Annotated in this window: 8 protein-coding genes and 1 pseudogene; 6 read left to right on the top strand and 3 right to left on the bottom strand. The window is 46.5% G+C overall.

The window, feature by feature from the left end; translation table 11 throughout:
- Positions 1-22: 22 nt before the first annotated feature.
- Positions 23-778, bottom strand: coding sequence for a hypothetical protein (locus LN893_RS14820; protein WP_229971382.1), 756 nt, complete (start codon positions 776-778; stop codon positions 23-25).
- 401 nt (positions 779-1,179) lie between these two features.
- Here LN893_RS14820 and LN893_RS14825 point away from each other — a divergent pair, with 401 nt between their 5' ends.
- The 6 genes from LN893_RS14825 (at position 1,180) to LN893_RS14850 (ending at position 10,320) form a co-directional block, all read left to right on the top strand.
- Entirely contained in the window at positions 1,180-3,270 is a 2,091-nt protein-coding gene (locus tag LN893_RS14825) for a type I restriction-modification system subunit M (RefSeq protein WP_229971384.1), read from the top strand.
- Positions 3,271-3,282: 12 nt separating this feature from the next.
- Positions 3,283-4,431: a restriction endonuclease subunit S gene (locus LN893_RS14830; protein WP_229971386.1), complete on the top strand. Its 1,149-nt coding sequence runs from the start codon at positions 3,283-3,285 to the stop codon at positions 4,429-4,431.
- Positions 4,428-7,637, top strand: coding sequence for a type I restriction endonuclease subunit R (locus LN893_RS14835; RefSeq protein ID WP_229971388.1), 3,210 nt, complete (start codon positions 4,428-4,430; stop codon positions 7,635-7,637). The genes LN893_RS14830 and LN893_RS14835 overlap by 4 nt, the downstream gene beginning before the upstream one ends.
- Before the next feature lie 44 nt (positions 7,638-7,681).
- Positions 7,682-8,065 (top strand): hypothetical protein, encoded by a 384-nt coding sequence (locus tag LN893_RS14840; RefSeq protein ID WP_229971390.1) that lies wholly within the window; start codon positions 7,682-7,684, stop codon positions 8,063-8,065.
- A 140-nt stretch (positions 8,066-8,205) separates the two neighbouring features.
- Complete coding sequence (locus LN893_RS14845; RefSeq protein ID WP_229971392.1) at positions 8,206-8,934, top strand: hypothetical protein; 729 nt, start codon at positions 8,206-8,208, stop codon at positions 8,932-8,934.
- Positions 8,935-9,747: 813 nt separating this feature from the next.
- On the top strand, positions 9,748-10,320 hold the full coding sequence (locus LN893_RS14850; RefSeq protein WP_229971394.1) for a hypothetical protein: 573 nt from the start codon (positions 9,748-9,750) through the stop codon (positions 10,318-10,320).
- A gap of 286 nt (positions 10,321-10,606) precedes the next feature.
- Here LN893_RS14850 and LN893_RS14855 read toward each other — a convergent pair whose 3' ends face one another.
- Both LN893_RS14855 and LN893_RS20980 read right to left on the bottom strand, forming a co-directional pair.
- Positions 10,607-11,497, bottom strand: a complete 891-nt coding sequence (locus LN893_RS14855) for a class I SAM-dependent methyltransferase (protein ID WP_229971397.1) — start codon at positions 11,495-11,497, stop codon at positions 10,607-10,609.
- Between the two features lie 105 nt (positions 11,498-11,602).
- A pseudogene (locus LN893_RS20980) lies at positions 11,603-12,314 on the bottom strand (IS1 family transposase).
- Positions 12,315-12,526: the final 212 nt, after the last annotated feature.

Consider the following 12,526-nt stretch of genomic DNA (forward strand, 5'->3'; position numbering starts at 1 on the left):
TTCTGCGGCATGGGCCATACAGTTATAGGTTTTTATAGATGGTAGTAAGCTCGAAATCCTTTAGCTTTTCAAAAGTTTGCGGCATCAGCTCGATCATTTTTCGCCGCAGGTCCTTGTTGTGTATATTCTTTCCGTAGCCACGGTAGAAGCGTTTTATCACATCCATCAAATAGCGGGCGCTTACATTGGTTTTCAGATAGGATCCAGGAGGAATGACGGCAATATCACCCGTATCGGCAAACCAGGAGCGCATGAACAGGTCGAAATCATCCTCATACATGATCTGCTCTCCTTTTTGGTTAGCGGTCAGAAGCTCCCCAGCGAACCAGAATCGAATTTTATCACCAGATATCGATGTTTTCTTCGTTTCCATAACAACTATTCTTGGATCGTTATCTGGTGAGATAGCCACCTTAGAAATGTTCTGCCGACTCTTTAGCCAACCTTTGGCAACAGGCTTAATTGTATTCCTGACCCACGTCAAAACATAGAAGTCATATGCCTCATGCCACAGGTCTTTATAGCTCCACTTCACAAAGTCGAGGAAAAGCTTGTCTTCACCCTTAAATCTACTTTCCTGATAACTGAGGAAGGCGTACTTCTCTTCAATATCTTTCTCCCTATCGCCTAAAAGAGCGCTGTATTTTTCAATCAATTCCAGCCTAAGGGTATTAGGGTCGCTTGCATAATCAGCGGCTACTTTATGAAGTATCAACTGGTATTTGCTTTCAGGTTTTTTATCCTGGAATGTGAAAGAAAGGTATTTCTCAATATGCATGTAAAATTATTGGAACTTAGGCTAAAAAAGGAGTCCAATATAACACTTATCTTAACAGGAGTGGTAAAAAAGCATACGTTTGAGATAAAGTGTTCTCCACAAGATATTTCTAGTTCTCCCAATCAAGCGCTAAGGCAATCTGTAGGCTCTAAAAAACCTTATATCGTTACATTAAAATAAATTATAGAGTTCACAAACTTATAATTTACTATGCACTCCTATTAAAGGCTTTAACTTTTCCTACAGTAAGCTAAGGCTATATGAATAAGCTAAAGTTATAACATAAAGTTAAACAATATGATATAAATTTAATATATCGAAATTATAATTTATTTATAACAATAGATTGTGAAAACAGGTGCATTTTGGTAGTTTAGAAGCCAAATACCTTTTGATTTTTAATGGAAAACCTGGAACAACTGGAGCGTAGGCTGTGGTCTGCCGCGGATCAACTGCGCTCTAACTCGAAACTGACTTCTACTGAGTACTATATGCCCGTGCTGGGCCTTATCTTTTTGCGCCACGCCTACAACCGCTTCCTGGTGGTGAAGGCCGAAGTGGAGGCAACGCTGCCTTCGCGTGGAGGCGTGACCAGACCTATCACCAAAGAAGACTTTACCCGCAAGAGTGCGCTTTATCTGCAGCCGGAGGCGCAGTACGAGTACCTGCTCACGCTGCCATCTGACCAGGACGTGGCTGGTGCCATTATCAGAGCCATGGAGCTGATTGAGGCGGACTATGCGCCGCTGCAGGGCGTGCTGCCGAAGGACTACCAGATATTCGAGAGCGATGTGCTCAAGAGCCTGCTCAAAACCTTTAACGACCAGGCGCTGCAGTCTGCTTCCGGTGATATGTTCGGGCGCATCTATGAGTACTTCCTGATGAAGTTTGCCATGCAGGGGGCCCAGGACAACGGCGAGTTCTTCACGCCGCCTTCGCTGGTGCAGACGCTCGTGAACGTGATTGAGCCGGACCACGGCATCGTAACGGACCCTGCCTGTGGTTCGGGCGGCATGTTTGTGCAGACGAGCCATTTCCTGGAGAAAGTGGGCAAACCGGCACATGAGGCGGTAACGTTCTATGGGCAGGAGAAAACAGCTGCTACCATACGCCTGGCTAAAATGAACCTGGCAGTGCATGGCCTGGAGGGAAGTATAGCCGAGGGCAACAGCTTCTACGAAGACCAGCATAGCCTGCTGGGCCGTGCTGATTTTGTGATGGCGAACCCGCCGTTCAACGTGGATGAGGTAGACGCCGAAAAGATAAAGAACGACCCACGCCTGCCCTTCGGCCTGCCGGGTGTGAACAAGAGCAAGAAGGTAAGCAATGGCAATTATCTGTGGGTATCCTACTTCTACAGCTACCTGAACGATAAAGGCCGTGCAGGCTTTGTGATGTCCTCGCAGGCGAGTAGTGCGGGCAATGCCGAGAAAGAGGTGCGCCGCAAGCTGGTGGAGACCGGCCATGTGGATGCCATGATTTCTATCCGCTCCAACTTCTTCTACACCCGCACCGTGCCCTGCGAGCTGTGGTTCCTGGACAAAGGCAAGCCAGCCGCCATGCATGATAAGGTGCTGATGCTGGATGCCCGCAACGTATTCCGCAAAGTTACCCGCAAAGTATACGATTTCTCGCCAGAGCAGTTCCAGAACCTGACCGCCATTGTATGGCTGTACCGTGGCCAGCAGGAGCGCTACCTGCAACTGGTGAATGATTACCTGAACCAGGTATGCGAGGAGGCCGCTAAGGTGCCGGCACAGCTGCAAGCCTATGATTCCGTTCTCCGAAACCTGGAAGGTGCTGTGAAGGACTTCCTGAAAGTGGCCCCGAAGGCAGAGGTAGCGAAAACGGAGCTGGAGGCTACTTACCACGAGTGGGAGCTGGCCTTTGGCAACTACTCCCACGATCGCGAGGCACTGCTGCAGGAGCTGGCCAGCTACCGCGACACCTGGTGCCCAAGCGTGCTGCATAGCAATGACTGGCAGCAGCAGGCACGCAAGGCCTTTGAACCATTGGCTGCCAAAGCTAAAGGCCTTACAAAGCAGCTCGACCTGCTCTACAAGGTTGCCACCCGCACCCTGGATACCGCCACCGCAATTGCCAAAAGTATAAACCGGCCTCTGCCGGTTACCGCCGAGGGCCCTGTAGCACAGCAACGCAAGGCACTGGACGCACAGCGCCACGAGGCAGCCGAGCAGCTGAAGCTGATGACCTACTTCCATAAGCAAGCCGCCTGGTTGCAGACGCGCTTCCCGGAGGCGAAACTGCGTGATGTGGAGGGACTGGTGAAGCTAACAAGTATAGCCGAGATAGAGGCCAACGACTGGAGCCTGACCCCAGGCCGCTATGTGGGCATGGCCCCGCAGGAGGTAGACGAGGACTTTGATTTTGAAGAAGCTCTGCGCGACATCCACCTGGAACTGGCCGGCTTAAACGAGGAAGCCGCCGAACTGGCACAAACGATTCAGCAAAATTTTGAGGAACTAGTATAGAGCCTACTACAAATGCTTACAAATTTTGATACAAAACCTTTCCCAGAGTGTGTCTTTTTTCAAGAAGGGCCAGGACTAAGAAATTGGCAGTGGACACAGCATGGCATGAAGGTTATAAACGTAACTAACATTCTAGGTGATGGTTCCATTAATATTTCTAATACTGACAAATATATTTCAGAAGTAGAGTTCGAAACTAAATACAGTCATTTTTTAGTAGATGAAGGTGATATAGTAGTAGCAAGTTCTGGTAATACATATGGGAAGATAGGTAGGATAAAAAGTGAACACCTACCCCTAATGATGAATACAAGTGTTATTAGGTTTAGAAGTTTAAATACAGAAGCCTTAGATAATAACTATTTGTATTGCTATTTAAGGTCACCACTATTTAAGCATCAAATTGAACAGTTTGTAACGGGAGGAGCGCAACCAAACTTTGGTCCTACTCATGTAAAGAAAATGTTCATAGACATACCTCCAATTTCTATACAGAGAAGAATAGGTAAAATAGTTGGTGCCTACGACGACCTAATAGAGAACAACCTGAAGCGCATTGCCCTGCTGGAGAAATCGGCGAGGCTACTGTACGAGGAATGGTTTGTGCGCCTTCGTTTCCCCGGCTACGAACATACCAACATCGTAGATGGCGTGCCGGAGGGATGGGAGAAAAAGAAGTTAGGTGATACGATAATCCTTAACTATGGTAAAGCTCTAAAAGAAAGTGATAGAGTAGCAGGTGACTTTCCCGTTTATGGTTCAAGTGGTGTAGTAGGCACAAATGAAAAGGCGTTAGTTGAAGGGCCTGCCATTATTGTTGGTAGAAAGGGGAATGTAGGCAGCGTTTACTGGTCTGACAAAAATTGCTGGCCTATTGATACGGTATACTATATCAGCTGCGAGGAAACTAATCTACACTTATACTTTGCCTTACAGTACCTACCATTCATTAACAGCGACGCGGCAGTACCTGGATTGAACAGGAATCACGCCTACAACTTAGATGTGGTTTTACCTTCAAAAACAATATCAGAGGCATTTGATGAGCTGGTAAAACCAATGCACAACCAGATACTCAAACTACAATACCAAAACTACAGACTTAAACAAGCCCGCGCCATACTGTTGCCTAAACTCATAAACGGAGAAATCACCGTATGAACCAGCTGAACGAAGACAACCTGGTACAAGCCGAAGCCGCCCGGTTCCTGCACGAGGAACTGGATTGGGAGAGCGTATTTGCTTACAACGAGGAAGTGCTGGGGCCGGAGGGCACCCTGGGCCGCACCTCCGATAAGGAAGTATACCTGGTGCGCTACCTGCGCCAAGCGCTGCAGCGGCTGAACCCAGGTTTGCCCTTCGAGGCGTATGAGGCCGCCATGCGGCAGCTAACCGAAACACGCGCTGGCCACAATGTAAACATCCGCCTGAACCGCGAGAAGTATAACCTGTTCAAGAACGGCGTAGTGGTAGAATACCGCACCGCCTCCGGCGAGCTCAAGAAGCCCCGCCTGCAAGTCTTCGACTTCACATCGGAAAACAAGAACCATTTCCTAGCCGTGCGTGAGCTGAAGGTGAGCGGCACCATCTACAACCGCCGCCCCGACATCATCGGCTTCGTGAACGGCATTCCGCTGCTATTCATCGAGCTCAAGAACGTCAACGTCCACATTAAGGAGGCCTACAGCAAGAACTTCTCCGACTACAAGAACACCATCCCGCACCTGTTCGATGCCAATGCCTTTGTGGTCATCAGCAATGCGCACGAGGCCAAGATAGGCTCCGTCACGGGTAAGTACGACCACTTCAACGACTGGAAGCGCCTGGAGGAGGAGGCCGAGGGAAAAGTGAGCCTGGAGCTGTTACTACGCGGCGTGTGCACCAAGGCCAACTTCATGGACCTGTTCGAGAACTTCATCCTCTTCGACGACAGCAAAGGCAAGCTGGTCAAGATTGTGGCCCGCAACCACCAGTACCTGGGCGTTAACCGCGCTGTGGAGGCTGTGCGCAACCGGGAGTACAACAACGGCCAACTAGGTGTGTTTTGGCATACGCAGGGCTCCGGCAAGTCCTACTCAATGGTATTCTTCTCAGAGAAAGTGCGCCGCAAAATTCCCGGCAACTTCACCTTCCTGGTAGTCACCGACCGGGTAGAGCTCAATGACCAAATCTACAAGACCTACGCCGGCAGCGGCCTGGTGGATAACGACGCCGACCCCTGCCGCCCCAGCTCCGGTAAGCATCTGCAGGAGCTGTTTCAGGCAGACAAGTCTTACCTGTTCACGCTGGTTCACCTGTTCAACCAGGATGTTACCGAAGAGAGCCCCTACTCTACCCGCTCCGACATTATTGTGATTTCAGACGAGGCGCACCGCAGCCAGTACGGCCGTCTGGCCCTGAACATGCGCACCGCCCTGCCCAACGCTAACTACATCGGCTTCACAGGCACCCCGCTGTTCAAGAACGACGAGATAACCGCCCGCATCTTTGGGCAGTACGTGTCCACCTACGACTTCCAACGGGCTGTGGATGACGGTGCCACCGTGCCCCTGTATTATGATAGCCGGGGTGAGAAACTGCAGCTCAACACCCCCGAGATAAACGAGAAGATAGCTGAGAAACTTGACGAACTGAACTCTCAGCTGAACGCTGACGAAGAGGCCTTGCTGGAGAAGGAGCTGGCTCGAGAATACCACATCATCACTGCTGAGAAGCGTCTGGACGCCATTGCCCGCGACTTTGTGGAGCACTACACCACCCAATGGGAAAGCGGTAAGGCCATGTTCGTGTGCATCGATAAGATTACTACCGTGCGCATGTACAACCTTGTGCAGAAGTACTGGCAGGAGAAAAAACGTAGCCTGCAGGAAAAGCGCGAGGCCAGCAACAACCGCGACGAGATACAGCAGCTAAAGACGCAGCAGGACTGGATGGAGCAAACCGAAATGGCCGTGGTGGTGAGCGACGAGCAGAACGAGATAGAGCGCTTTCGTAAGTGGGACCTCGACATCATCCCGCACCGCACCCGCATGAAGCAGGGCTTTGAGACAGCCGACGGCAAGCGCATTGACCTAGAGACAGCCTTTAAGCAGGATGAGCACCCTTTCCGCGTAGCTTTTGTCTGCGCCATGTGGCTCACAGGCTTCGACGTGCCGAGCTTGGCTACGCTGTACCTGGACAAACCACTGAAGGCCCACACGCTGATGCAGGCCATTGCCCGAGCCAACCGCGTGCACGAGGGCAAGAACAACGGCCTGATTATAGATTACTGCGGCATCCTGAAAAGTCTGCGCGAGGCCTTGGCCACCTTTGCCACCGGTACCCCGGGAGGCGGCGAAGAAGGCACAACCAAAGATCCCACCAAGCCAGGCCTGGAACTGCTGAAGGAGCTGGAAGAAAGCATCCACATGACCCGCGCCTACCTACTGGAGCGAGGCTTTGACCTGGACACCATACAGGACAAGAACGCCGCCTTTAGCCAAGCCGCTGCAATCCTGGCGGCCAAAGAAGCTATCAACTACAGCGAAGAAACCCGCAAGCATTTCGAGATTCTGGCCCGCGAGGTTTTCAAGAAGTTTAAAGCCTGCCTCACAATAGATGGCGTGCTAAACTATCGCACCGACCACGATGCCATTAGCATTATATACGGCAGCCTGCAGAGCGACAAAGATAAAGCCGACATCACCGATATCCTCAAAGAACTGCACCAGATTGTGGACGAGGCCGTGGTGCCTGTGTGGCAGTTGGGTGAGGAAGAGAATCACAAGCTCTACGACATCAGCACCATTGACTTCAATAAGCTCAAGGATGAGTTCGCCAAGTCGAAGAAGCGCAACACCACCGTTCAGAACCTGAAGAACTACATTGAGCAGAAGCTGGCAAAGATGATGCGCCAGAACCCGCTCCGTATGGACTACTACAGGCGCTACCAGGAAATTATAGCCGACTATAACTACGAGAAGGATCGCCGCACCATTGAGGAGACCTTCGAGCGCCTGATGCGCTTTATGCAGGACCTGAGCGAGGAAGAGAAACGCGCCGTGCGCGAAGACCTGGCCGAAGAGCACCTCGCCCTGTTCGACCAGCTACAGAAGCCGAACCTCTCAAAGGCAGACCGCGAGCGCATCAAAAAAGTAGCTAAGGAGCTGCTAGAGGCCCTAAAGGAAAACAAGGAGAAGTACGACCATTGGCGCGAGAAAGAAGCCTCACAAGCCGATGTACGCACCTTTATCTACAATTACCTGTGGGACGAGCAAAAAGGCTTGCCAGAGTCCTTTACGCCCGAGGAGATACAGGAGAAGTCAAACCAGCTCTACGGCTTTATCTTCGACCATTATTCAAGCTTTGGCGGTACGGTGGCTGCTTAGGCAGAGTCCATTCTTTTAAAAATAACCTTAACAACAATGTATAAATGAGAAAACTCTACATCCCCCTGCTGTTCCTTTCTTTAGTCTTTCTATCTCCTATTGAAGCTTTTGCCAGCTCTGTGGAAACCGTTGAAAATATTGGCTCCATGCTCCCTGCTTTATTTCTTGGAGGCGGGATTGTATTTGTTGCTTTCCTGCTGGGGAGAATAGGCTTAGAAGGTTTAGCCAAGGTAGTAGGCATAATAGGCCTGATAATAGGAGGTTTAGCGCTTGTAGGTATAGTATTGAGCATTGTCGCTTTAATCTTTTCCTTTGTTGCTGTAGTACTCGAATTTGCGTTTACCGCCGCTTTCTATGTAGGCCTCTTCTTGCTGGCCTGCTTCATAATTTACTCTATATTTAACTGGCTTTTCACCACAAAACAATAAGTCAATAGCAGGGAGTTTTAGCTGTCATAATGCTCCGAGAATGAAAAAGTTTTCACGTAAATATTAGAGGAAGATGTTGCTCTACCTGTGTAGAGCAACATATAATTGAATTATAATATACCTAAATGTATAGCAACCACATGTATTTAACAAATGAGCAGGTTTCAAATAAAAACAATCAATTAAAGATTGATCTATACCATGGAACCTCTACTTTATTTATTGAAAGTATAATCAAAAATGGATTAGGAGGTGTAAACCCTGTTGAAGATTGGAAGTTACTTGAACTCGGCAGAGAGGTGTTCGACCTTAGTAAAATACACTTAAGAAATAGCGAGTTGTTTGAAAGAAGTTCAGCCTCTTTCCAAAACATGACTGAACAAACTAAGACCGGTAGTTTTAACTGGCAACATGGTGCAACATATCTTTCTCCTGCTGAAAAAACAGCAGTAAGTTACGCTACAAGAAAGCAGTATGGTTCTGAGCTGTTAACTTACACCTTAGAGTTCCTAAGAGAGCTTATCAATCTAAAAATTTCATATGTTACAAGAGACCTATACCAGAGGCACAGCAAAGTGTTTAACCTAATAGAAGCAAGGCCTTCACCTATATTGATTCAAGTAAAAGATGTTTTCAAAGATTCTTTATTAAATGAGTTGGGGGAAGACCCGACATCGAGTTTACAATCTATAGAAAAAGAAATAAATGATTTCCCTGAAACATATGAGGATGTTCTTCAACAATGCAATTTCCGGCTAACAAAAGCAATACCAGCAAGCCAATTAAAGTTTTGGTTGATAAATATTACAGAGTGGAATCAGTTCTCACCCGCCTACAAATTATATGAGTTAAAAAAGCCCAAAGAATAACGACATATTTAATTGGTATTCTAGTGGTATCTCTCTTATATGTGATACATAAGAAAAAGCAGAGGGTATTCTAACCTTATCCGTTAGTATCTCGTTAACCCATCCACACCTCCAAAGCCACTAAATTATTGTGAATAAGGTTCAAAAATTCACTCCTTCGGTCTACTTGAAAGGCCTCCAGCATACACTGGAGGCCTTTTCTCATTTACTTCGGACACTATTCGGACGCTAAAGCAACTACTCTCATACTTTGAGCTTTACGAATCCTGGATTCTATGGGCGCTACTCGCTTAAAAGCAGATTTATATTCAAACGAACGTACTCCAAGACGTTGGAAAAGGTTGGAAGCAGTTGGGTTCTGGTTTGGGATTTTTCTTTAGGAGAGACTCCATCTTGTAGTGTGTGGCAACATGCCTTGTGCTTTCTTAGTCAGCATCACCCGCGTTATAACGCGAGATTACGAGAATATATTTGGATAAAAAGGTGCCATTTGTCAGGTACCTCTACTTATATAATCAAAGCTTTGGTGCAAATGACCTCTTGATGAGCTTATTTCAACTACACTTAAGCGTGAGTAACAGCCAATACAACAAAAGAAAAGCTTGCGGTCGCTCACTTTTTGCTGGCTTGTAGGAACGGCACCCAACGGTAATGAAATTCTGTTGGAATTACTACAATGAGGTATGGCTGAAAAATGAACAATTCACACAAGAGCACCGAAAAGAACAGGGAATATGCTTCCAAGCAATTACGTAAATATGGCAGATAAGTTTATGTTTGCGTTGAGCAAATAGTTGGACAAGATTGTAAATTATGAAAGAGGCATTCGCGAAAGCAGGATTTAATGTAACAACAGAGACATGGGCTTTGTTACACTTAGCTAAAGAATCTGAAATAAGAATTCGAAAATTTTTCCTTGAAAAGCATGTTATTAACCCCAAATATATACTGTCGGGATTACATATAACAGTATATTACTCAAAGCATGCTTTTGATCAAGTTCCCGAAATTATTCAACCTTGCAATCATACTTTAGAGACTAAGTACACAAGATTTATGGTTATGCGCCCTGGAGGAGAAAATCCAGATCCTAATCTTTTGCCAGCAAATAATAAAGTAGGGATCAGACTTCAAAAAACTTCTGAGCTGCGTGCTCAAATTGAAAGATATCGCGAGCAGATATCCAAATTTGAAAATACTGAGATTCTAGGAGTGCGGAAGCCGAGTACAAAATCCAAAAACGCATTTGGAGCTAAAGTATTTCAGCCTCACATTTCCCTTTTAAAACGAGGTAATGGAATCATTAACTTAACTGAATTAGCTGAAAATTTTCGCAATGAGTTAGAACATATCTATTTCGACCGATTTGAAATCAAAAAATCATAAACAAATTGCGCCTAAACAGGAAGAAAACTGTTGCTTGTCTTTTTGTCTGGTTAGGTGCAAGTCAAATTGTAAAAAAAACTAGCTTATAAGGTATGGATCTGATAGTCTAGATATAGTCTTAAGGGTGTGGATAAGCTGGTAAGCAACTGCCTTAACATATTATTCAATGAGCCCGCTTGGTCGGGCTCATTTTTTCTATCCACTTCGTCTGTGGGTGTAAGGCCTGGTTCCGAAAAAATGTTCATTAAATATGAAAAAAGCAGATGATTGATATTAACTTTTATGATTACATCTTATAGTACCTTCTCTCATACACTCTCAGATATTTCTCTTCAACCTTTGAGTTAAATTCTTCAACTTCATCCGTCTTCTTAAACACCATTACATGTATTAGTTCGACCACTGCCTGGTTACTAGGTAAGGGAACTCGTAATACTTCACTGTCTTTAACCAATAGCTTCCAACCATGTCTGCCAAAGGCATAAATCAACTGCAGGAAGTCCTTTCCATGTTCAAACCCTTCTGAAATCATGAAATAGGAATCCTTTTTAGTCAGGTTGTCTAGATTTGCTAAAACACTTGCAAACTTTTTATGTGCTTCTTCTCTATAAGCTGGATTATCATTTAAATAAATGCCTGAGTTTAATACTTCATAGCTAACAACTGCAGGCTTTACACCAAAAATTGAAACTACGAAATCAAAAGGCTCATCTGATTGGTATGCCTCATATGTAGCACTATGTAACTCGTAGCTATAAGTAGGGTACTCAAGAGTCTCATTTGTAAAATGTATGTTTCTATCAATTCCTACAAAAGTCTTTACACCTGCCCCAGCAGAACTTAAATATTCAAGAAACCAACCATTAGCACAACCCAATTCTAATAAACGGCTGTTCTTCTGGGCTAGACGCCTTACCAGCTGATATACCTTTACACCCGCCTCTACGGAAGCATGAATCTGGTAACTGTAAATTAATTTAGAGACATCCGCTTTCTCGCCAAGCCACTCCGCAATAGCGTCTGGATTTTTAGTGCTTCTAATAAACTCATCAAACTCCTCTTGCTCCTCAGGAGTAAGCTCCTCCTTTAACGCATCCTGCAAGATATTAGGGTTAAAATTTACTCCTGGGTCATATCCAAATTCCTTAATAATATTGTTCAATCTAGCTTTACTCATAATTGTTGTACACAAATAACCTCTTGATGATACATACTCAAATTATTTGCGCAAACTAACTATAAAAAATAGTATTAGAGAATGATTAAAATATTCAGTTGTGTTTCATAAAGTATGATGTTTGCATTTTTGTTTGTTTCTATGGCTGAACATGATATTCAGGCTTGCCAGATGGTTCTCCTTTTTCTTTTGAGAAGCAGGTTGTCCTTCTCATCAGCCGCCTGTTTCTGGTCCTCAGGCAGGTGTTAACCCCCTCTATGTTCTTAGTGTACTCCTTGCCCACCCTGTGCCTTTGGGCTGGCAGCACCTTGGCAAAGGCACGCCAGGTGTTGGTGCAGTACTGGTCCACCTCCCCGAGCTTTTCCACCAGCCTCTCCACCGTATCAGCGCTTCTGCTTCCGCACTAGTAGCCGATGATCTCATCGTAATCGGGGCTGTAGGCGTAGATAAGCTAGCATTTCCCTTTCTTCCGCCTCGCCACAAAGCTCCACAGCTCGTCTAGCTGCACAGAAGGGTAGTACTTGCGGCTGGGGCTGACACATGCCCCAGCCCCACGCCTGCAAAGGGTGCCGAGCACGCACCGCCTGCTCACGTGCAGCACGCTCTCAATGTCCCTGACGCCGCTGTTGCGCTCCAGCATCCGAAGGATGAGCCCCCCTACTGCGGGGTCGGCGCCGCGGTAGCGGTATTCGTTCTGGAACTGCTTGCTGCAGCCTCGGCACAGGAAGTTCTGCCTCCCCGTGCGCTTTACCCCGTTTTTTACTACCTTGGCGCTGTGGCAGTGGGGGCAGCTTACCTGGATAGTTATCTCGCACATAACTTCCTGGTAACACCTTCGCTGCCATATCTATTCCTACATCATACATTCTAAACCAAAACCCTAAAAATATTTAGCAAACATGATTTAATTAAATTTACTTTATAGATTGCATTAATATTTTGGCAAATAACACCAACTGCAGGCACAAGTAAATCTGACTAGAGTAGGCATTACTGACTCATGCTGAAAATACAGACTTAAACAATTCA

Source organism: Pontibacter harenae (genome assembly GCF_020907245.1).
In the GTDB taxonomy this organism is placed as follows: Bacteria; Bacteroidota; Bacteroidia; order Cytophagales; family Hymenobacteraceae; genus Pontibacter; species Pontibacter harenae.

What these genes read in the sequence shown, in the direction of transcription:
- LN893_RS14820 (WP_229971382.1), bottom strand. Translation starts at nt 778, where the DNA reads ATGCATATTGAGAAATACCTTTCTTTCACATTCCAGGATAAAAAACCT.
- LN893_RS14825 (WP_229971384.1), top strand. Translation starts at nt 1,180, where the DNA reads ATGGAAAACCTGGAACAACTGGAGCGTAGGCTGTGGTCTGCCGCGGAT.
- LN893_RS14830 (WP_229971386.1), top strand. Translation starts at nt 3,283, where the DNA reads ATGCTTACAAATTTTGATACAAAACCTTTCCCAGAGTGTGTCTTTTTT.
- LN893_RS14835 (WP_229971388.1), top strand. Translation starts at nt 4,428, where the DNA reads ATGAACCAGCTGAACGAAGACAACCTGGTACAAGCCGAAGCCGCCCGG.
- LN893_RS14840 (WP_229971390.1), top strand. Translation starts at nt 7,682, where the DNA reads ATGAGAAAACTCTACATCCCCCTGCTGTTCCTTTCTTTAGTCTTTCTA.
- LN893_RS14845 (WP_229971392.1), top strand. Translation starts at nt 8,206, where the DNA reads ATGTATTTAACAAATGAGCAGGTTTCAAATAAAAACAATCAATTAAAG.
- LN893_RS14850 (WP_229971394.1), top strand. Translation starts at nt 9,748, where the DNA reads ATGAAAGAGGCATTCGCGAAAGCAGGATTTAATGTAACAACAGAGACA.
- LN893_RS14855 (WP_229971397.1), bottom strand. Translation starts at nt 11,497, where the DNA reads ATGAGTAAAGCTAGATTGAACAATATTATTAAGGAATTTGGATATGAC.